The 20,253-nt window shown below is 71.8% G+C and carries 15 protein-coding genes, 1 pseudogene and 1 riboswitch; of the genes and pseudogenes, 7 read left to right on the forward strand and 9 right to left on the reverse strand.

Going from position 1 to position 20,253, the window contains the following annotated elements:
- Window positions 1-252: 252 nt before the first annotated feature.
- The 3 genes and pseudogenes from O7595_RS32350 to O7595_RS32360 all read left to right on the forward strand — a co-directional run.
- The gene (locus tag O7595_RS32350) at window positions 253-1,617 is read left to right on the forward strand and encodes a transaminase (protein WP_269732134.1); all 1,365 of its coding nucleotides are present in this window, start codon (window positions 253-255) and stop codon (window positions 1,615-1,617) included.
- Between the two features lie 5 nt (window positions 1,618-1,622).
- Entirely contained in the window at window positions 1,623-2,063 is a 441-nt protein-coding gene (locus O7595_RS32355; protein ID WP_269732135.1) for an Lrp/AsnC family transcriptional regulator, read from the forward strand.
- Between the two features lie 143 nt (window positions 2,064-2,206).
- Window positions 2,207-2,386 (forward strand): annotated as a pseudogene (locus O7595_RS32360) (enoyl-CoA hydratase-related protein); the annotation flags it as partial.
- A gap of 67 nt (window positions 2,387-2,453) precedes the next feature.
- On the opposite strand, the gene O7595_RS32365 reads toward O7595_RS32360, so the two are convergent.
- The 7 genes from O7595_RS32365 to aceA form a co-directional block, all read right to left on the reverse strand.
- On the reverse strand, window positions 2,454-3,962 hold the full coding sequence (locus tag O7595_RS32365; RefSeq protein WP_269732136.1) for a PepSY-associated TM helix domain-containing protein: 1,509 nt from the start codon (window positions 3,960-3,962) through the stop codon (window positions 2,454-2,456).
- 224 nt (window positions 3,963-4,186) lie between these two features.
- Window positions 4,187-4,879, reverse strand: coding sequence for a hypothetical protein (locus O7595_RS32370; RefSeq protein ID WP_269732137.1), 693 nt, complete (start codon window positions 4,877-4,879; stop codon window positions 4,187-4,189).
- A gap of 140 nt (window positions 4,880-5,019) precedes the next feature.
- Window positions 5,020-5,391, reverse strand: coding sequence for a hypothetical protein (locus O7595_RS32375; RefSeq protein ID WP_269732138.1), 372 nt, complete (start codon window positions 5,389-5,391; stop codon window positions 5,020-5,022).
- A 103-nt stretch (window positions 5,392-5,494) separates the two neighbouring features.
- Window positions 5,495-7,813 (reverse strand): 5-methyltetrahydropteroyltriglutamate--homocysteine S-methyltransferase, encoded by a 2,319-nt coding sequence (gene metE, locus O7595_RS32380; RefSeq protein WP_269732139.1) that lies wholly within the window; start codon window positions 7,811-7,813, stop codon window positions 5,495-5,497.
- Window positions 7,814-7,979: 166 nt separating this feature from the next.
- Window positions 7,980-8,201: riboswitch (cobalamin riboswitch) on the reverse strand.
- 180 nt (window positions 8,202-8,381) lie between these two features.
- Window positions 8,382-9,251 (reverse strand): 3-hydroxybutyryl-CoA dehydrogenase, encoded by an 870-nt coding sequence (locus O7595_RS32385; protein WP_269732140.1) that lies wholly within the window; start codon window positions 9,249-9,251, stop codon window positions 8,382-8,384.
- Entirely contained in the window at window positions 9,248-10,846 is a 1,599-nt protein-coding gene (gene aceB / locus O7595_RS32390) for a malate synthase A (protein WP_269732141.1), read from the reverse strand. The genes O7595_RS32385 and aceB overlap by 4 nt, the downstream gene beginning before the upstream one ends.
- 102 nt (window positions 10,847-10,948) lie before the next feature.
- Window positions 10,949-12,232, reverse strand: a complete 1,284-nt coding sequence (gene aceA, locus O7595_RS32395) for an isocitrate lyase (protein ID WP_269732142.1) — start codon at window positions 12,230-12,232, stop codon at window positions 10,949-10,951.
- Between the two features lie 380 nt (window positions 12,233-12,612).
- Between aceA and O7595_RS32400 the strand changes: the two genes are divergently transcribed.
- The 4 genes from O7595_RS32400 to O7595_RS32415 all read left to right on the forward strand — a co-directional run bounded on the left by O7595_RS32400 (window position 12,613) and on the right by O7595_RS32415 (window position 16,442).
- Window positions 12,613-14,019, forward strand: a complete 1,407-nt coding sequence (locus O7595_RS32400) for a short-chain fatty acyl-CoA regulator family protein (protein ID WP_269732143.1) — start codon at window positions 12,613-12,615, stop codon at window positions 14,017-14,019.
- Between the two features lie 145 nt (window positions 14,020-14,164).
- A complete protein-coding gene (locus O7595_RS32405; protein WP_269732144.1) occupies window positions 14,165-14,800 on the forward strand; it encodes a metal ABC transporter ATP-binding protein in 636 nt (211 codons plus the stop codon).
- Window positions 14,797-15,663: a metal ABC transporter permease gene (locus O7595_RS32410; protein ID WP_269732145.1), complete on the forward strand. Its 867-nt coding sequence runs from the start codon at window positions 14,797-14,799 to the stop codon at window positions 15,661-15,663. Before O7595_RS32405 ends, O7595_RS32410 begins: the two co-directional genes overlap by 4 nt.
- A complete protein-coding gene (locus tag O7595_RS32415) occupies window positions 15,621-16,442 on the forward strand; it encodes a metal ABC transporter solute-binding protein, Zn/Mn family (protein ID WP_269732146.1) in 822 nt (273 codons plus the stop codon). Before O7595_RS32410 ends, O7595_RS32415 begins: the two co-directional genes overlap by 43 nt.
- A gap of 237 nt (window positions 16,443-16,679) precedes the next feature.
- On the opposite strand, the gene O7595_RS32420 is transcribed toward O7595_RS32415, so the two are convergent.
- The gene (locus O7595_RS32420) at window positions 16,680-18,362 is read right to left on the reverse strand and encodes a class I adenylate-forming enzyme family protein (RefSeq protein ID WP_269732147.1); all 1,683 of its coding nucleotides are present in this window, start codon (window positions 18,360-18,362) and stop codon (window positions 16,680-16,682) included.
- Complete coding sequence (locus tag O7595_RS32425; protein ID WP_269732148.1) at window positions 18,359-20,140, reverse strand: CoA transferase; 1,782 nt, start codon at window positions 20,138-20,140, stop codon at window positions 18,359-18,361. The genes O7595_RS32420 and O7595_RS32425 overlap by 4 nt, the downstream gene beginning before the upstream one ends.
- Window positions 20,141-20,253: the final 113 nt, after the last annotated feature.

Below are 20,253 nucleotides of genomic sequence, written 5' to 3' on the forward strand. Positions count from 1 at the left end.
CCGCCTCGCGCGCCCTCCGGTCCGAGCGTCGGGCCCTTCCTCGCGGGCCGCGGGCCGTTCGGCGCCTCCCGTACACCACAACGGTGGCCGACAGACCCGGTCCACACCGGCGCCATGTCCGGAAGGAGGAAGGGCGGGACCGGAGTGGTATCGATTCGATCGCTGTCACGCTCGTTTCGAGCGTGAGGGCTAGCCGGATCGATGAATCCGCGTGTAACGTCAAACGCAAGCGCTACCGAGGAAGGCTTACCTATGTCCATGCCCATCGATCGCGCCCGGCTGCGGCAACTGCTCTCCCGCGAGACCGCCGAGGCGACGGCCCGCAATCCACGCTCGAAGGCCGCCTACGAGGCTGCCGACCACCTGTTCGGGCGGGTGCCGATGACGTGGATGAACAAGAACGCCGGGACCTTCCCCCGCTACCTCGCCGGCGCCCACGGCGCCCGGGTGACCGACATCGACGGTCACGAGTACGTCGACTTCTGCCTCGGCGACACCGGCGCCATGGCCGGTCACTCCCCGGCCCCCGTCGCCGACGCCGTCGAGCGCCGATTCCGCGAGCAGGGCGGCGCCACCGCGATGCTGCCCACGGAGGATGCCGAGTGGGTGGGCGCCGAGCTCGCCCGCCGCTTCGGCCTGCCGCGCTGGTCCTTCTCGCTCACCGCCACGGACGCCAACCGGTGGGCCATCCGGCTGGCCCGGGCGGTCACCGGCCGCCGGAAGATCCTCTTCAACAGCTACTGCTACCACGGAAGCGTCGACGAGTCCCTCATCGTCACCGGTCCGGGAGGGCGCGGTGCGACCAGCCGTCCCGGCAACGTCGGAGCTCCGTGCGACGTGACGCTGACCAGTCGCGTCGCCGAGTTCAACGACCTGGAGGGGCTGGAGCGGGAACTGGCGCACGGTGACGTCGCCGCGGTCCTCATGGAGCCCGCCCTCACCAACATCGGCATCGTGCTGCCCGAGCCGGGCTACCTCGAGGGCGTCCGCGAGCTGACCCGCCGGCACGGCGTACTGCTGGTCAACGACGAGACCCACACCTTCTCCGCCGGCCCCGGTGGTGCCACCGCCGCCTGGGCCCTGGAACCCGACATCCTCACCATGGGCAAGGCCGTCGCCGGAGGAGTCCCGGCCGGCGCCTACGGCCTGTCCGCCGACCTCGCCGACCGACTTCTCCGCCGTGGGGACCTCGACCTCGTCGACATGGGCGGGGTCGGCGGCACCCTCGCCGGCAACGCCCTGTCCGTCGCCGCCATGCGGGCAACCCTCGAACACGTCCTCACCGACAGCGCCTTCGCGGCCATGTCCGCGCTCTCCGCCCGCTTCGAGCAGGGCGTCCGGAGCGGCATCGACAAGCACGGTCTGCCCTGGTCGGTCAGCCGCCTCGGTGCCCGCACGGAGTACCGGTTCACCGCGCCCGCGCCGCGCACCGGCACCGAGTCCGCCGCCGCCTCCGACCCGGAACTCGAGGACTTCCTGCACCTGTGGATGGCCAACCGGGGAGTCCTCATGACGCCGTTCCACAACATGGCGCTGATGTGTCCCGCCACCACCGAGGCCGACGTCGACACCCACACCACGCTCTTCGCCGACGCCCTGGCGGAACTGGCAGGCTGACCCCCGTGGACGACATCGACCGCGCCATTCTCCGCGAACTCCAGACGGACGGCCGCATTCCCTACGCGGACCTCGGCCCCAAGGTGGGTCTCTCCCCCTCCGCCGCACGGCAGCGCCTGCAGCGGCTCATCGACACCAAGGCCGTCCAGGTCGTGGGCGTCACCGACCCCATGGCCATGGGCGGCCAGGCCATGGCCATGCTCGGTATCCGCGTCGACGGCGATCCGCGGGCCGTCGCCGACGCCCTCTCGTCCCGCGACGAGGTGGTCTACGCGGTGCTCACCGCCGGGCACTACGCCCTCTTCGCCGAGGTCGTCAGTCCGGGGCCGGCCGACCTGCTCGACTTCGTCAACGACACCGTCCGGCTCATCGAGGGGGTGGCGGGTGTCGACACCTTCCCGTACTTCGGCATCCACACCCACCGCTTCATGTGGGACGTCGGCTGATCGGTCCGCCACCACCGCTTCCGGCTCCCGGCGTCACGGCCGTCCCCGTCCCCGTTGCGTCGGCACGCCGGCCGGGGTCGGCCGATCTCGATCCGGGGACGGCATCCCACCGCACCGCGGCTCGGCGTGCTCACCGTCCCGTGGTGGCCTTGCCCCTCGCGAGGACGGCGGAGGAGGCGGTGTCACGGGCCTTCGGGACCACGCTCGCCGAAGGCGTCCGTTTCGAACGCCGGCTGTTCCACGCGGTGTTCGCCGCCGCTGATCAGAAGGAGGGCATGGGCGCCTTCGTCGACGAGCGCCCGCCGGAGTTCCGCCACCACTGACCCGGCGTCCACGGCCGTGTGGCCCGCGCTCGGCACGAGCGCGGGCCACACGGCACGGAACCGGTCGTCAGGAACTCGCCGCCCCACCGGCCGTGCGTCGCCGGTGGATCAGCGCGAGCACACCGTCCAGGACCAGGAAGGCCAGCAGGGACCAGCCCAGCAGCGGGAACGCCCAGCCGACGGCGATCACCAGCGGCACGGCCACGGCCAGGGCGGGCCAGGGCAGGTGCCGCCACGTACCGCGTGCGGGCGCGCGGCCCATCAGGGCACGGCGGTCCGCCCGGGTGGGCCGGCGCTGCCACCACATGCGGTAGCCGAGCACGATGCCGACGCTCAGCCCGAGCGCGATGACCGCGAGGACGATCTGGTTGGCCAGGCCGAAGAGGGTGCCCATGTGGGCGCGTACACCGAGGCTGCTGAGCTTGGCCAGCACCGGGTGGTCCGCCCAGTCGACACGCGAGGTGATCTCGCCGCTGTGCGGGTCGACGGCCGCCTGGTCCATGCGGACCGGCCACAGGCCGTCGGTCTGGGCGACCGTCCAGGTGCTCTTCTCGTCGGCGGGCACGCTGAGCTCCACCGGGCCGTCGAGACCCGCGGCACGGGCCTTCTCCAGGATCCGGTCGACGCTGAGCCCCTCCGGAAGGCCGCTGCCCGCGGCATCCCCTCCGGCCTCCTGCCCGTCGGAGTGGTCGTGTCCGGAGGAACCCTCAGCGGATGCGGTGGTGTTCAGCTCGGGCGCGTACGCGCTCAGTGAGGTGCGCAGTTCGGTGAAGCGTTCGCCGGCGTACGCCGACCAGGTCAGACCGGTGGCACTGAGGACGAGCAGCCCGGCCGAGATCCACACGCCGGTGATCGCGTGGAGGCTGCGGCTGCGGCGCACGCCGCGTGCCCCCCGCTCGGGCAGCAGCGTGTTGCGCTTCGCTCCGCCCGCGTAGGCGCGCCGGCGTCCGAACCACAGCAGCAGACCGCCCAGGACCAGCACCCACAGCCAGCTCGCGGCGAGTTCGGAGTACAGCCGGCCCGTCTCCCCGAGGTGGAGGTTGCGGTGCAGGTCGTCCAGCCAGGTGGCCAGGGGTGTCGAGCCGAACCAGGTCGTCAGGGCGCCGCGTACCTCGGCGGTGTAGGGATCGACGTATACGGTGCGCTGCTTGTCCTGCTCGGCGAGCTCGGGGACGGAGAGCACGACCTTGGTGGTGTGGTCGGCGGCCTCGGGCGGGACGACCGACATGATGCTGCCCTCGGGGTGGGCCTCGCGGGCGGCCGCTATCTGCTCCGTCAGCGGTTTCGCCGTCCCACCCACCTCCTCCACGCGCAGCTCCTGGCCGTAGACGAGTTGGTCCAGCTGCGGAACAGCGGTGTACGCCAGCCCGGTCAGCGCCGCTACCAGCAGGAACGGGGCGACCAGGATGCCGGCGTAGAAATGCAGCCGGGTCAGCAGGGGCCACCAGCCGGAGCGTGTACGACCGTTGGCCGGGGTGACGGGCGGGGTGCTGCCGGACTGGTCGGACATGGGCTTCTCGTCCGGGGAGTCGGCGGTCGGCGCCCCGTCGGGAGAGGCGTCGGATGTGGTGCTCATGAGTGGGCTCAGCTCCTGAAGTCCTGCCCGGCCCGCACGCGGGCGGCCGGGGGCTGTTCACTGCCGGAAGGGCGCGTGCCACGGATCGGTTCCGGCGCGACGAGCGGAGCCGCGCGGAAGCCGGGGTACGCATGAGAGCCGCCGCGTGCGGCCGGATGGTCCGGGTTCACGGGCGGTGGGGACACCGGCCGGGCGAGCGGCGTGTCTTCACCGCTTCGGCCGGGTCAGTGGGTGAACAGCACAGGCGGACCACGCCGGGCGACCGTGTGCTCCAGGAGCCGGGTGCGGTACGGCACCTCGCGGTCCGTGCCGCGGTCCAGCGGAATGCGGCGGCGTGCGAGCATCGCCCGGAACCGCGACCACCGCCGCAGTAGGACCGGAGCGTGCAGTGCCGCCGACAAGGGTGCGCCCAGAAGTCGGCACAGCCGCCATACCAGGGCCTCCCCCTGGCGCAGCCACCAGGCGGCACCGAGCCCGGCGGCCAGGTGGGCGAGCAGCATGAGCGGACTCAGATGGGCGGGGGCCAGGGCCGCGCCGAAAGGTTCGGCCCCTGCGCCGGCGGCTCCGGTCACGACCTCCGGGCCGTAGGTCCCCATCTGTTCCGCATGAGACATATGCCCGACATGCGGGCCGCTGTGCACGGAGGGCGACGTCCGGGAATGGTCCGGGCCGGTGAACGCGAACAGCAGGTGCAGCGCACCCTGCGCGACCGTGACCGCACCCGCGATCTGCCCGAAAGTACGCTCCCGTCCGGCGAGGCGCCCCGCCGTGACCGCGACGGCCGTGCCGCCGACCGCGAGCAGGACGAGGGGCGGATGATGCCCGCCGGCCACGCTGTGCCCGGTTGCCGCCAGCAGCACGCACACCAGACTGAACACCGCCACCCGCGCGCCACGGAGCAGGCCACGGTCGGCCATCACTCCTCCTCGCGTTCGTCGGGCGGCTCACGCCTCTTCCGCACTACTACGTGTGCGGACCCGTCACCGTTCAATCCCGGCCACACATGGTCTCCCGACAGCGGTCGGGCCGGTTGACGTGACCGAACCCGTGCGGCACGTCACGGGGATCGTTTGGGCGCGCGGCTCGGGCCGGGTGAGCTTACCGTGACCGAAATCAGCCGCATCATTGGGCGTGACCGAGGCCCGATGCGGCGCGGCCCGCGGGTTCCGTCACCGATCGTGGGTCTCCACCGCGTCGGCGGATCGGCCCGCGGCGGCCTGGTCCACTCGGACACCGTGCCGTTCGCCAGATGCGCGACGAGTGGGTCGGCGCCGCGCCCCGGACGCAGGCCGAGCGACTCCGCCATCACCTGGATGTTGTCGAGCAGGGCTTCGACCACCGCGCGCGGCAGCGGGCGGGCAACGGTGTCGAGGAGCGCGTCGCGCAGGGCGCGTATCCAGGCGGTCTGACTACCGAGCTGTCTGCGCATGTCGAGCAGGCTCTCGAACTCCTTCGCTTCTTGCTTCTGCTCGTGGCGGTACTGCTCGTCGGGGCCGGGGCGCCCGTGACGCCCCGGCCCCGGGATGTGCGGGTCAGGACGCGGACAACTCGCCGCGTACGGCACGTGCGGCGGCGACCAGGTTCTCCAGCGAGGCCCGGGTCTCGGGCCAGGCGCGGGTCTTCAGGCCGCAGTCGGGGTTGACCCAGAGCCGCTCCGCCGGGATGGCCCTCAGACCCGTGCGGAGCAGGTCGGCCGCCTCCTCGGCGCTGGGGACGCGCGGTGAGTGGATGTCGTACACGCCCGGGCCTGCCTCGCGCGGGTAGCCGTGGGCGGCCAGTTCGCGGGCGACCTGCATGTGCGAGCGGGCGGCCTCCAGGCTGATGACGTCGGCGTCGAGGTCGTTGATGGCCTGGACGATGTCGCCGAACTCGGCGTAGCACATGTGCGTGTGGATCTGGGTGTCCGGCCGGACACCGCTCGTGCTCAGCCGGAACGCCTCCGTCGCCCAGGCCAGGTAGGCCGGGTGGTCGGCGGCGCGCAGCGGCAGCGTCTCGCGCAGCGCGGGCTCGTCCACCTGGATGACGGACGTACCGGCCGCCTCCAGATCGTTCACCTCGTCGCGCAGGGCGAGGGCCACCTGGCGGGCGGTCTCGCCGAGGGGCTGGTCGTCGCGGACGAAGGACCACGCGAGCATGGTGACCGGGCCGGTGAGCATGCCCTTGACCGGGCGGGACGTGAGGGACTGGGCGTACCGCGTCCAGGGCACCGTCATCGGCTCGGGGCGGGAGATGTCGCCGGCCAGGATCGGCGGGCGGACGTAGCGGGTGCCGTAGGACTGCACCCAGCCCTGCTGCGTGGCGAGGTAGCCGGTGAGCTGCTCGGCGAAGTACTGGACCATGTCGTTGCGTTCGGGCTCGCCGTGCACCAGGACGTCGATCCCGGTCTTCTCCTGGAAGGAGATGACCTCCTGGATCTCGGCCTTGATGCGCTCCTCGTAGCCGGCGGCGTCGATCCGGCCGGCGCGCAGGTCGGCGCGGGCCGTGCGCAGCTCGCCGGTCTGCGGGAAGGAACCGATCGTGGTGGTCGGCAGCAGGGGCAACCCGAGATGGGCGCGCTGGGCGGCGGCCCGTTCGGCGTAGGGCTGGGAGCGGCGGCCGTCGGCCTCGGTGACCGCCGCGGCGCGGGACCGTACGTCCGGGTCGTGCGTGATCGGGGAGCCCGCTCGGGAGCTCAGGTCGGCGCGGTTGGCGGCGAGTTCCGCGGTGATCGTGTCGGTGCCCTGGGCGAGTCCCTTGGCGAGGGTGACGATCTCGGCCGTCTTCTGCTTCGCGAAGGCGAGCCAGCGCAGGATCTGCGGCTCGATGTCCCGCTCCGGGGCCGTGTCCAGCGGCACATGGAGCAACGAGCAGGAGGCGGCCACGTCGACCCGGTCGGCCAGTCCGAGCAGGGTGGCGAGGGTGGACAGCGACTTCTCCAGGTCGTCGACCCAGATGTTGCGGCCGTTGACCACACCCGCGACCAGGCGCTTTCCGGGAAGTCCGCCGACGGCGGCGAGGGCGTCCAGGTTGGCGGCGGCGGACTCGGTGAAGTCCAGGGCGAGTCCCTCGACCGGGGCCTTGGCGAGCACCGGCAGGGCGTCGCCGAGCCGGTCGAAGTACGAGGCGACGAGCAGCCTGGACCGGTCGGCGAGGGCGCCGATCTCGCGGTATGCGCGCTCGGCGGCGTTCAGCTCGGCCGGGGTGCGGTCCTGGACGAGGGCGGGCTCGTCGAGCTGCACCCATTCGGCCCCGGCCGCGCGCAGGTCGGCGAGGACCTCGGCGTACACGGGCAGCAGCCGGTCCAGAAGGGTGAGCGGCTCGAAGTCCGCGGGCACGCCGGGGGCGGGCTTGGCGAGCAGGAGGTACGTGACCGGGCCGACCAGGACGGGGCGTGCGGTCAGGCCGAGAGCCTGGGCTTCCGTCAGCTCGGCGACCTGCTTGGTCGAGTCGGCTGTGAAGACGGTGTCCGGACCCAGTTCCGGGACCAGGTAGTGGTAGTTCGTGTCGAACCACTTCGTCATCTCCAGCGGCGCCACGTCCTGCGTGCCGCGCGCCATGGCGAAGTATCCGCCCAGGGCGTCCGCCTCGACGGCGGCGCGGTGGCGCTCGGGGATCGCGCCGACCATGACGCTGGTGTCGAGGACGTGGTCGTAGTACGAGGAGTCGCCGGTGGGCACCTCGTGGATGCCGGCCTGGGCGAGCTGCTGCCAGTTGGAGCGGCGCAGTTCGGCGGCGGTGGCACGGAGGGCGTCGGCGGTGACTCGGCCCTTCCAGTAGCCCTCGATCGCCTTCTTCAGTTCCCGGTTCGGGCCCTGGCGGGGGTAGCCGTACACGGTGGCCCGTGCTGCCGCGGCTGCGGACTTCGGTGTCACGGAGATCTCCTTCGCGAGATGAATCCCTGAGATCCCGGAGGTGGGACGAGAGCGCGAAGGGGTGACGAACCGGACGGTACGAGCGTGCGCGGCAAGGCACGGTCGATCGCCTGGTATGTACGCCGACCCGCCCTCGAGGTCACCGGGATGTCCACGCACGGAGTGGTCCGCGCGCGGGCAACGGGCAGGTCTTCGGACTCGCGGGCACGTCCTCCTGACCGGAGGGCACCTACTGGCCGTCGCTTCCCAGGTCCGGTACGGAGGACCCAGTGCGTTTGACGGCGGTCGTTCCCGCTCACCGCTGCGGGGCAGTCCCGGATTCCCACCGGGTTCCCTCTTGCGACGTCCCGCCTGGAGGACGGGGCGAACCAGCTGCACGGGTCAGCCTAGTCGGTGACACGAGCCTGAGCGGCGCGGCGTCCACGATCCGGATGGTGAAGTGGACCGCGAGGCGGTGACGCCGCAGGGCGGGAGCGCCGCACTCGCGCTCCCGCCCTTTCCCTGTGACGCCACCCGGGCCTCCCAGCCCGGGCCCTCCCGGGCCCCTCAGCCCGGTGGACTTGGATCGTCAGGCACGGTCGTACGCGTGGAACCCGCGTCCGGTCTTCCGGCCCAACAGTCCTGCCTCGACCATCCGCTGGAGCAACGGCGGCGGGGCGTACAGCGGCTCCTTGAACTCGTCGTAGAGGGACTCGGCGATCGAGGCGACGGTGTCGAGGCCGATCAGGTCGGCGAGCTTGAGCGGACCCATGGGGTGGGCGCAGCCAAGTTCCATGCCGGCGTCGATGTCGGTGGCCGTGGCGAATCCGGACTCCGCCATGCGGATCGCGGACAGCAGGTAGGGGATGAGCAGCGCGTTGACGACGAAGCCGGCCCGGTCCTGGGAGCGGATCACGGTCTTGCCGAGGGTGCCGGTCGCGAAGTCCTCGACGGTGGCGGCCGCCACCGCCGACGTGTGCAGGGAGGTCACGACCTCCACGAGCGGCAGTACGGGTACCGGGTTGAAGAAGTGCAGTCCCACGACCCGGTCGGCCCGACCGGTCGCCATCCCGAGCCGCATGACGGGGAGGGAGGAGGTGTTGGTCGCCAGGACGGCTTCCGGGTCCTCGACGATCTTGTCGAGGTTGGCGAAGACCTCGGTCTTGGCGTCGGTGTTCTCGATGACGGCCTCGATCACGAGCTGCCGGTCGGCGAGGTCTTCCAGGCTGCCGGTGAACACCATGCGGGTGAGGGCGTCCCGCGCGGCGGACTCCTCCAGCTTTCCGCGCCGCACCGCACGGTCGAGCGACGCCGCCACCCGGTCCCTGGCTGTGCGCGCGGCGATCGCATCCGCCTCGCAGACCACGGTGTCGAGCCCGGCCCGCGCGCACACCTCGGCGATGCCGGCGCCCATCTGCCCTCCGCCGACCACACCGACGCGCGTGATGTCCCCGCTCATGCCCCGGCCTCCGTCCGCTCCACGAGGTGACGGGTGTAGGCGTCCGGTGTGAAGAACAGCGGCAACTCACCGGCCAGGGTGGCCCGTTCGAAGAGCGCCCGGATGTCCTCCAATGGCGCCCAGGGGTGCTCGGCTCCGAGCGCCGCGAGCTCGTCGTCGAGCAGCAGCAGCACCGTCTGCCGTTCGATGACGCGGTGCCGCAGCCACTGCCAGATCTGCACGCGGGCGATCTCGGCGGTGGCGGCGTCCTCCATCAGGCCGTACAGCGCCACGGCGCCCTGTCCGCGCAGCCAGGCGGCGAAGTAGCGCAGTGCCACGGCGATGTTGGTGCGGACCCCCTCCGGCGTGGGCGGGCCGCTGATGCGACGCACCGACAGCAGGTCGGCCGGGGTCACCTCGACGTCGTCGCGGGTGCGGTCGATCTGGTCGGGCCGCTTGCCGAGGACGCCGTCGAAGACCTCGCGGCAGACGGGGACCAGGGCCGGATGGGCGACCCAGGAGCCGTCGAAGCCGTCCTCGGCCTCGCGTTCCTTGTCGAGCCGGACCTTGGCGAGCGCGGCCTCGTTCGCGGCAGGGTCCTTGCCGGGCACATGGGCGGACATTCCGCCGATGGCGTGGGCACCGCGCTTGTGGCAGGTGCGCACGAGGAGTTCGGTGTAGGCGCGCATGAACGGGGCGGTCATCGTGACCTTCGCCCGGTCGGGGAGGAGGAAGTCGGTCCGGTGCCCGAAGGTCTTGATCAAGCTGAAGAGGTAGTCCCAGCGGCCCGCGTTGAGGCCGGCGCTGTGCTCGCGCAGCTCGTGGAGGATCTCCTCCATCTCGAACGCGGCGGTGATCGTCTCGATCAGGACCGTGGCCCGGATCGTGCCCCGCGGGATGCCGAGCAGATCCTGGGAGAGGAGGAAGACGTCGTTCCAGAGCCGGGCCTCGTACCGGTTCTCCAGTTTCGGCAGGTAGAAGTACGGGCCGTACCCGGCGTCGATCTGCCGCTGGGCGCAGTGGAAGAAGTACAGGCCGAAGTCCACCAATGCGGCGGGCACGGGGCGGCCGTCGTACTCCAGGTGCTCCTCGTCCAGATGCCAGCCGCGGGGGCGGACCATGATGGTGGCGAGCTCGTCCGGGTCCGCGAGCCGGTACTCCTTGCCCTCCGGCGTGGTGAAGTCGATCCGGCGCTCGATGGCGTCGAGGAGGGTGAGCTGCCCGCCGATGACGTTCCCCCAGGTGGGGGAGGTGGCGTCCTCGAAGTCCGCCATCCACACCGTGGCGCCGGAGTTGAGCGCGTTGACGGCCATCCGGCGGTCCGGCGGCCCGGTGATCTCCACACGGCGGTCGGCGAGACCGGGGGCGGGAGGCGCGACGCGCCACGACGGGTCCGCGCGCACGGTGCGGGAGACCATGGGGAAAACGAGGGGGGCTCCCGATGCCAGTCGCAGTGCCTGCCGGCGGCGCTCCTTCATGAGGTCCAGGCGGCGCTTTCCGAAGGCTTCGGCCAGATGACCGACGAAGTCGAGGGCGGCGGGGGTGAGGATCTCGTCGTGCCGGTGGCCGGGCGTGGCGAGGACACGGACCTGCTGGGTGAGTGCGGTGGTGGACATCGGGATCTCCTGAGGGGTGGGAGCGGAGGGCGGACGGGGACGGTCGTCCGCCTCTCCGCTCGGCCATGGGGAGCCTCGCGGCGAGGCTTCCGGCCGGGTGGCCTAGTGGAACTGCTCTTCCTCCGTGGAGCCGGCCAGGGCGGTGGTGGAGGAGGCGGGGTTGACGGCCGTGGAGACCAGGTCGAAGTAGCCGGTGCCGACCTCGCGCTGGTGCCTGACCGCGGTGAAGCCGTGCTCCTGGGCCGCGAACTCCTTCTCCTGGAGGTCGACGTAGGCGGTCATGCCGTGCTCGGCGTAGCCGCGGGCGAGGTCGAACATGCCGTGGTTCAGGGAGTGGAACCCGGCCAGGGTGATGAACTGGAACCTGTAGCCCATGGCGCCGAGTTCGCGCTGGAACTTGGCGATCCGGTCGTCGTCCAGTGCGGCCTTCCAGTTGAAGGACGGGGAGCAGTTGTAGGCGAGCATCTGGTCCGGGTACCGGGCGTGGATCGCCTCGGCGAACTCGCGGGCCTGTGCGAGGTCCGGGGTACCGGTCTCCACCCAGATCAGGTCGGCGTACGGGGCGTAGGCCAGACCGCGCGCGATGACCGGCGCCATGCCGTTGCGCACCCGGTAGAAGCCCTCGGCGGTGCGCTCGCCGGTGACGAACTCGGCGTCGCGCTCGTCGACGTCGCTGGTCAGCAGGTTGGCGGCGAGCGCGTCCGTACGTGCGATGATCACGGTCGGTGTGTCGGCGATGTCGGCGGCGAGGCGCGCCGCGTTGAGGGTGCGGATGTGCTGCGAGGTCGGCACCAGGACCTTGCCGCCGAGGTGGCCGCACTTCTTCTCGGACGCCAGCTGGTCCTCGTAGTGGATGCCGGCCGCACCGGCGGCGATCATGCCCTTGGTCAGCTCGAAGGCGTTCAGCGGACCGCCGAAACCGGCCTCCGCGTCAGCGACGATCGGCGCCAGCCAGTCCGTCGTGTCGCCCGCGCCCTCCGCGGTGGCGATCTGGTCGGCACGCAGCAGCGCGTTGTTGATCCGGCGCACCACCTGCGGCACGGAGTTGGCCGGGTACAGGCTCTGGTCGGGGTAGGTGTGTCCGGCCTGGTTGGCGTCCGCGGCCACCTGCCAGCCCGACAGGTAGATCGCCTGAAGGCCCGCCTTGACCTGCTGCACCGCCTGGCCGCCGGTCAGCGCGCCCAGCGCGTGGACGTAGTCCAGGTCGTGCAGCTGCCGCCACAGCCGCTCCGCGCCGCGGCGCGCCAGGGTGTGCTCCTCCCGGACACTCCCGGAGAGCCGGAGCACGTCCTCGGCGCTGTAGGTGCGCTCGATGCCCTTCCACCGGGGGTCGGTGGCCCAGCGCTGAGCCAGCTCCTCGGCCGCCTGCGTCCTCGCTTCTGCCATGACTGTCACCGTCTCCTCGGTCTGTTGCTTCTGCCAACCTCACCGTTCGGATGAACAGAGGTGGCACTGCGTGTCGTCCTGCTGGGATGCGGCCCGCCGTCACCTGGTGGTGAAGCTGAGCAATGCTGCCGGTGCAGGTCGCTGCCGTTGCCGGGGGTCTCCGACGTCAGGGCAGAAATCGTGCCCCGGATCCGGCTGTGCCTACCGGATCCGGCGGGCCGCACTACGACTGTGGCACTGGCACTGAGTGCCATCAAGCTGGGATGCATGCCAATCCTTGCGAATCTTCCCGCCGGTTTTTGCCAATCTTGCGAAGGGTGCGAGCGGCTCCGGTTCGCCTACGCTGACGGAGTCCCGTCCCGGATCTGGAGGAACGCACGGTGAGCAAGACCTACGCGGGTGCGCGGCTGCGGCGGCTGCGCGAGGAGCGCCGGATGAGTCAGGCGGAGCTGGCCCGTGTGCTGGGTATCTCCCCGAGCTATCTGAACCAGATGGAGCACGACTCGCGCCCGCTCACCGTGCCCGTCCTGCTCAGGCTCACCGAGACGTTCGGCGTGGACCCGGGCTTCTTCTCCGAGCGCGACACCGCCCGCCTCGTGGCCGACCTGCGCGAGGCGCTGACCGGTGAGATCGCCGCTGCCCGCGTCTCCCGCTCCGACCTCGCCGAATTGGCTTCGCGCATGCCCGCGGTCGCGCAGGTCCTCCTCGACCTGGGGCGCCGCAACCAGCACCTGGCCGAGCGCCTGGCCGGAGCCGCCGACGGCCGCGGGTCGGATGAGCTGCCCCGCTCGGCGCACGAGGACATCCGCGACTTCTTCTACCGCCGCCAGAACTACCTCCACGACACCGACGTCGCCGCCGAGCGCCTCGCCGAGGAGATCGGCATCCGGCCCGGCGACGTCCTCCGGGCCCTGACCGCCCGCCTCGCGGAGGCCCACGGCATCCGCCTGTCCACCGACTCGGGCGACCACCTGCACCACTACGACGAGCCGACCCGCACTCTCCATCTCTCGACCCGTCTGCGCCCTGGCCAGCGCGCCTTCCGCATGGCCACCCAGATCGCCCTCCTCGAACACGGCGGCGACCTCGACCGCCAGGCCGCCGACGACTTCGATCCAGGGTCACCCGCCCACGCCCTGGCCCGCATCGGCATCGCCAACTACTTCGCCGCCGCACTGATCCTTCCGTACACCGCCTTCCACACGGCGGCTGAGGAGTTGCGCTACGACATCGAACGCCTCACCGACCACTACGGCCTGGGCTACGAGACCGTCTGCCACCGCCTCAGCACTCTCCAGCGTCCCCGACTGCGCGGCGTGCCCTTCTCGTTCGTCCGGGTCGACCGCGCGGGCAACATGTCCAAGCGGCAGTCGGCCACCGGCTTCCACTTCTCCCGGGCAGGCGGCACCTGCCCGCTGTGGAACGTCTACGAGGCATTCGCCTCGCCCGGCCGCATCCATGTCCAGATCGCCGAAATGCCGGACGGTCAGCGCTACTTGTGGACCGCTCGTGCGATCACCCGGCATCGCGGGGGCTGGGGCGAACCCGGCAGGACGTACGCCATCGGACTCGGCTGCGAACTCCGCCACGCGCACCGCCTCGTCTACTCCGACGGCCTGGACCTCACCAGACACTCCGCCGCCACCCCGATCGGCATGGGCTGCCGCGTCTGCGAACGCCTCGACTGCCCCCAGCGGGCCGCGCCGCCCCTGGACCGCACCCTGCGGATCGATCAGAACAGCAGCACCTTCGTGCCGTACCCGGTCGACGAGACCGGAACGGGGTGACCACCTGCCCACGCGACCGGTCCGCGTGGGCAAGCGAAATTCGTCGACTGCCGGGAACCGGCACGCCACTCGGGCCGACTACTCACCCGTGGGCGGGCTCGTGGGGCTCGTCCGGGCAGTGGCCGAGGGCCGGAAGGACACGTGGATGGGCGGGCTGGACATACATATGCGGGGCGTTGCCTGCCGTCACGGCCGCGTCGAAGCAGTCGCCGACATCGATCTCGAGATCGCGGCGGGCGAGACCGTGGCGCTCACCGGGACCAACGGTTCGGGGAAGACGACCCTGCTCCGAGCCGTGCTCGGCCTGCACAGACAGGTGGCAGGCACCATTCTCGTCGGAGGACGAGGGGCGCAGTCGGCGGCCGAGTGGGCGTGGCGGCGCCGGTCGTGCGCCTGGATCCCGCAGAAACCGGCCGCCGGGAGGTTTCCCCTTCGAGGGGAGGAACTGCTCGCCAGCAGTGGCGCGCCGGTGGAGGCGCAAGAGGCCGCCGACCGGCTCGGCGTCGGCCCACTGGCCCGGCGCCCGCTGCACACCCTCTCCGGAGGGCAACTGCAGCGTATGTACCTGGCGCGGGCGATCGGTTCCGTGGCGGCCGGCGCGGGGGTGCTCCTGGCCGACGAGCCCACAGCGGCGCTCGACTTCGCGGGACAGGAGGAAGCAGCCGACGTGCTGACCTCGCTGCCGGTCACGCTCGTCGTGGTCACCCACGACCGTACCCTCGCCGAACGGTGCGACCGCGTGCTCGAGATGGCCGCCGGACGGCTCCGGGAGGGCCGGTGACCCTGGCGACCGCCGACCTCGGAGCACTCCTGCAACTCGTTCCCGTACAGCGCGCGGGCTTCGCCCTCGTGCTTGCGGCCGTCGGCCTGCCGATCGTCGGCGTGATCATCGTCGGGCTCGACATCATGCCCGTGCGCTTCGCGATGATGCACGTCGCCCTGCTCGGCATAGCCGTCGGACTCCTCACGGGCCTCGACCCGATGCTCTGCGCGCTCCTGGCGTGCGCCCTCTCCGGCGCGGGCATCGCCCCACTGGCACGCACGCCGGACGGGCTGTCCGGCGCGATGGGCCTGCTGATGAGCCTGGCCATCGCGGCCGCCCTCCTCGTCCTCGCGGTGTCCGGTGTCAACGCTTCCGGAGCCTTCGCCCTGCTGTGGGGCTCCATCCTCTCGGTGGGCGCCGCGGACCTCACCGTCCTCGGTGTGCTCGCCGCACTCGTGCCGGGCCTGTTCTGGTGGCGCCGCCGGGACGTGGCGCTGTTGCTGTACGACCGTGAACTCGCCCAGTGCTCGGGCGTTCCGGTGCGTGGACTCACCGTGGCGCTTCTGGTCCTGGTCGCCGTCGCGGTCGCCGGCGCCATCAAGCTGACCGGCGCGCTCCTGGTCGACGCCCTCACCCTGCTCCCCGCCCTCGCCGCGCGCCGGCTGGGCAGCTCCCTCAAGTCGATCACTCTTTGGGCGGTCGGTATCGGCGTCGTGGTCAACGCGGCGGGATTCCTGTTGGCCCTCTGGCTGGACTGGCCACCCGGCCCGGTCCTGGTCCTCACCGCGGGGGCGGTCGTCCTCGCTGTCCATCTCGTACCCGAACGGAGAAACACCTCATGGCGCGCACCCGCGTCCGTATCGCTTCCCTCGTCGCACTGAGCACCGCACTGCTCCTGACCGCCGGCTGCGGAGGGGAAGGCGACGGCGACACGTCGGCCAGGGCCGGCACCGACGGCGCAAAGGGCGGTGCAAAGGACAAGCCCGTCGTGGTGGTGACCACCACGTGGGAAGGCGCCTTCGCCAAGGCCGCAGGCGCCGAGGACGTGAAGGTCATCGTGCCCCAGTCCGTGCACCACGCTCCCGACTACGACCCCAAACCCTCCGACCTCGCCGCCGTCGCAGGTGCCGACTTCGTGCTGTACGCGCCCTTCGAGCCGTACGCGGCGAAGATCAAGGAAGCAGCGGGCTCGAAGGCGGAACTCGTCGAAGTCGATCTCGACAACGACGTCGACAAGGTCGGTGCCGAGGTGGCTCGGCTGGGCAAGCTGTTCGGTACGGAGGATGCCGCAGCCGAATGGAAGACCGCCTTCGCCGGCGAGTACGCCAAGCTGACCGCCGATGTGAAGACGGCCTGGCCCGCCGGCAAGAGCCCGAATGTCGTCACGCAGGTGTTCACCGCCTGGTCGGCGAAGCTCGCCGGAGCGAACGTGGTCGGCACCTACGGTCCCGAGCCCGTGACACCGGCGCAGCTCGCCGACCTGTCGAAGAAGAAGCCCGCCCTGGTCCTGGACAACGCCCACATGTCAACCGGACCGGTGCTGCCCGACTCAGGGGCGAAGCAGGTGAAGATCGTCAATTACCCCGGTGACGACCTGGACCTGCTGCCGGTCTACCGCAACGCGGCAACGGAACTGAAGAAGGCCATGGGCGCGTCCTGAGGCGTGCCGCGCGGCACGGGTCGTCACAGCCGTGCGGGCGGTCCGCCGCCGGCTGTCGCCAGTGCATGCCATGACGCAGGAAAGCGCTCGGCCCGTCCGTCCGCCGCGACCGGGTCGTGGCGGACACGAGCAGGGACGATGCCTCGCAGTGCCGCGGTAGCCCCCTGTTGCCCGGTGAGCGCGAAGGGCGGGAGGGCACCTCGGTGCCCTCCCGCTTCGTCGTTCCGCTCGAGGCCGTCAGCCGGCTGATGCGAGTGAGCCCGTCCCGGCCGTTACGGGCGACGGCGCTGGTGCGGACAGGCGCTCCCGGAGCGCGGCCCGGTCGGGCTTTCCGGCCGGAGTCAGCGGGAGCTCTTCCACCACCAGCAGGTGCTCGGGCCGCTTCCGCTGCTCCAGCCCGCGGGTGGTGAGGTGCTCGCACAGTTCCTCGAGCGTGGGGGCCTCTGCTCCGCGGACCACCACACAGGCCGCGAGTCTTTCGCCCATCAGCGCGTCCGGGACGCCGACGCACACCACGTCCCGGACGAGGGGGTGGGAGGTGAGTTCGCGCTCGACCTCGGCGGGGCTGATGTTGGCCCCGCCGCGGATGACGACGTCCTTGAGTCGTCCGACGACATGGAGAAGGCCCTCCTCGTCCAGGAAGCCGAGGTCGCCGGTGCGTACCCAGCCATCGGGCGTGCGGTAGCGGGCGTCGAGGTCCGGTGCCCCCACGTAGCAGAGCGGGGTCATCGGCCCGCGGGCGACGATCTCACCGATCCGGCCGCGGTCCAGGACTTCGCCGTCGTCCGGGTCGGTGACGCGGATGTCCGCCACGCGGGGGTCCGGGCGACCCGCCACCACGCCGTGGCTGTCGGTGGGCGGGGTGCGGTGGTCGAGGCCGGTATGGCAGTTGACGCCGTCCGCGGAGCCGTAGAGGTTCACCACCGGGCAGCCGAACGCCTCGGCCGCAGCGCCGGCGGTCGTGACGTCGAGCGGTGCCCCACCGAGGACCAGGGCGGTGGGAGCCGGGAGTTCCCCGCCCGCTTCGTCGAGCCGGTCGAGCATCATGCGCACCATGGTCGGCACGCCCAGCACATGGGTGGGCTTGTGGTCCCGTATCGCCGCGAGGGCGCTCTCCGGTGTGAAGTGGTCGAGCAGGACGAGTGTGCCGCCGTGCCGGGCGAGGGTGACGGCGGTGCCGTTGGATCCGAAGGCGGTGGAGAGCGGTACGAGGAACAGGCACCGGGGCGGGGTGCCGTCCGTGATGAGTGAGGCCAGGAAGTTGCCCCGCCCTCCCGCGAGGGCGTTGTGCGAGTAGGCGACCATCTTCGGCTCCGCTTCGGAGCCGGAGGAGACGAGGATCCGGGCCGCGCTGTCCGGGTGGGGGCGCGCCGCGACGAAGCCGCTCGGGTCGGAGCGCATCAGCCGAGCGAGCGGAATCGTTCCTTCGGGGGCGGTGTCCGAGCCTGCGGCGACGACGTGACGCAACGCCGGCAGGGCTGCGGACAGGGTGAAGAGGTCGGCGGCGTGCCGTGTGCCGCGGTGCTCGGTCGCCGCGATGACGGCGACGGCTTCGGCCCGCCGCAGCAGGCACTCCGCCTCCAGGCTCCCGCGGCCGACGGGGAACGGCAGAGCGATCGCGCCCAGCGCCGCGAGTGCGAGATCGGCGATGACCGCGTTGCGATCGTTGGGCAACTGGACGCCGACCACATCACCGGGACCTATGCCCAGATCCCTGAGCCCTCCGGCGAGACGTCGGACTTTGCGGTCCAGGGCGGTGTAGCAGAGCTTGCCCTTGCCGTCGAGGACGGCGGTGCGGTGCAGGTCCGAGATCTGGCGTGCACGGAAGAGGCTGTAGAGGTCGAGGTCGGGGCAGGTCCCGTCGACCACCCATGAGCGGCGGAGATCGGCGGGCAGCAGGTCGTGCAGTTCGACGGTCACACGAAGCTCCAGGGGTCGGGAACGGCGGGTGCACCGTGCGCGTCGCGGCCGATCGAACCGGCGAAGCGCGGATCACGGTGCAGGCTGGACAGATCGGTGGTGACCGAGGTGGCGGTCAGGCCGTCCGCGCGCAACTGCTGCACCGCGTCGGCCGTGGTCAGTTCCCGCAGGTCGTGTGCGGCCGCGTCGACAGCCGAGTCGTCGCAGGGGGCAACCCAGCCGTCGGCGGTCGGCAGGGGGCGGCGGAACCCTGCGGGCCTACGGGGGTTCTCGCCGTGCGCCGCTCGGGCCAGTGCGGGAGCGGTCAGGATCTCGGCAGCACCGAGCAGCGAGGACTCGACGTGCACGCCGTGCCCGGATCGTTCGCGCTGCAGCAGCCCGGCGAGGATCGCCTCCGCTCCCAGCAGCCCGCCCAGCACGTCGAGGAGCGTCATCAGGGACGGCGCCGGCACCTCGCCGTCGGGGCGCACTGCCTCGCCGACCCCGGTGCGGGCCTGGACCATGAAATCGGTACCCATGGGGGCATCGGCGACCCTGCCGGCCCAACCGCTGGTGTACGCATACACGAGGGCGGGATTGACCGAGGCGAGGTCGCGGCTGTCCAGGCCCAGCTCGGAGGCCTTGCCCGGCGCCCAGTTGTGCAGGAAGACATCGGCTTCGGCCGCCATTTCGCGCAGTCGGCGGCGGTCCGCGTCCGCTTTGATGTCGATCTCGACAGCGTCCTTGCCCCGGTTGAGGGCGAGCCAGCGGGCCGAGATGCCCGAGGAGGCGGGCGGCATACCCCGCAGCGGGTCCCCGCCCGGCGGCTCGATCCGGATCACTTCGGCACCGAGCAGCCCGAGCAGATGCGCGGCGAGCGGCGCCTGGATGCGTCTGCCGGCCTCCAACACCGTGGTTCCGGCCAGCGGACGCCCGGGAGGCGGCGGAACCGGCGGGCCGGGCCGGTCGCCGCAGGGATCGAGGAGGCTCAGCCGCCAGGGGTCGGCGTCCTCGTGCTCCGCTGCCCTGCCGGCCAGCGTTCCCAGGACGCACACCTGGGCGCCGGCGTCCGAAGCGGCCCGGCGGATCCGTGCCAGCGGGTACCGCCGGGTCGTGGCGTGCAGGGCCGGCGGAAAGGGAGCGCAGGCCGTGGCGTACCGGAACTGGAACGGCCGCCAGCCGCTCCGGACGGCGTCCGCCGGCGTGTCCAGGGCGCGCCAGAAGGCGGCCCACGCGGCCGGATCCAGAGTCTCGAGTTCGAAGTGGAGGCCCTCGGCCGAGGTGAAAGGCGGCCCTCCGGCGGCGATGTCGGCGGCTTCCCCTTCGTCGGCGCCGGCGGCGGCGAGATATTGGGAGACGGTCAGCAGCCCGGCGTGGTCGGCCCGGGTGGACACCCGGGTCGGGCCACTGCCTCTTGCCTGGGCCAGCAGACCCGCGAGCAGCCCCTGCACGGTCAGCACGGCGGTGGCGGTGGCGGTGTAGTCAGCCGCAAGGCCGCACGGCACCCCGTGCTTGCGCCCGTGCACGCCCATGAGGCCGGTCGCTGCCTGCACGGTGGCCTCGTCGACGATGCCGGTCCCCGGCTCCGACCAGGTCGTGCTCGCCTCCGCGGGACGGAAGCCTCCGCCGGCCAGGACGGTTCGCCCGGTCGGTGCCGTGCCGGACACCGAGCCGGCTGCCTGCGCACCGAGGCGGAGCAAGTGATCCGTGACGACGCTCGTGATCTCCGGCGGTCCGGACGTCTCGAAACGCAGTGTGTCGAGTGGCCGGACCGTCCTCGTGGTGACTGGTGACGCCATGCCTCTCCTCTCCTGGCGCGGCGGTGGCCGCCGCCGGGGGTCGTTCGGAACGCGGGAACTCCCGGGCGTCTCCACCCGACCAGTTCCACGGAGAGTGAGTCGGACGGACGTTC

Source organism: Streptomyces sp. WMMC940, from assembly GCF_027460265.1.
Taxonomy (GTDB): Bacteria; Actinomycetota; Actinomycetes; order Streptomycetales; family Streptomycetaceae; genus Streptomyces.